The sequence below is a fragment of the Methylobacterium sp. AC433 genome (assembly GCF_979253015.1).
Genome location: NZ_CEEDBN010000049.1, coordinates 1 through 847 on the forward strand (window position 1 = coordinate 1; position 847 = coordinate 847).

At 64.7% G+C, this 847-nt stretch carries 1 protein-coding gene; it reads left to right on the top strand.

The window, feature by feature from the left end:
• Nucleotides 1-813 (top strand): IS3 family transposase (locus AC0IWM_RS23685; RefSeq protein WP_471759122.1); only part of this gene is annotated, 813 nt, incomplete at its 5' end.
• Nucleotides 814-847 lie beyond the last annotated feature (34 nt).

Consider the following 847-nt stretch of genomic DNA (forward strand, 5'->3'; position numbering starts at 1 on the left):
CTAGGGCAGCATCGTTCCACGCAACGCAAGGTCGCCGTCCTGGTCGAGGACGAGGCCGCTCTGACGGCCGCCATCGTCGCTTTGGCTCTCCAGTACGGGCGCTACGGCTACCGTCGGATCACTGCTTTGCTCCGGCGTGACGGCTGGACGGTGAACTTGAAGCGCGTCGAACGGATCTGGCGCCGTGAGGGGCTCAAGGTTCCGACTCGCCAGCCGAAGCGGGCACGCCTTTGGCTCAACGACGGCTCGTGCCTGCGTCTGCGGCCAGAGCATCCTGACCACGTCTGGTCGTACGACTTCGTCGAGCACCGCACGCACAACGGGCGCAAGTACCGGATGTTGAATGTGATCGACGAGTTCACCCGTGAGTGCCTGGCCATCCGGGTCGCCCGTAAGCTCAAGGCGCTGGACGTGATCGACGTGCTCTCGGACCTATTCAGCCTACGCGGGGTGCCCGGTCATATCCGCTCGGACAACGGGCCGGAGTTCATTGCCAAGGCCGTACAGGACTGGATCGCGGCGGTGGGATCGACGACCGCCTACATCGAGCCGGGCAGTCCCTGGGAGAACGGCTATTGCGAGAGCTTCAACGCGAAGCTGCGCGACGAACTCCTCAACGGCGAGGTGTTCTACACCCTGAAGGAGGCCAGCGTCGTGATCGAGCAATGGCGGCGGCACTACAACAGCATCCGACCGCACTCGTCGCTCGGCTACCTCCCGCCTGCGCCCGAAGTCTTCATCTGGCCAACGGAACCGAGCAGCTCAGCGCCGCTCGCTCACCCCGCCATCGTCATGCGACCGACGATGCACTAACTTCGAACCTGGGCCGCCGAATGGGGGCAGGCCA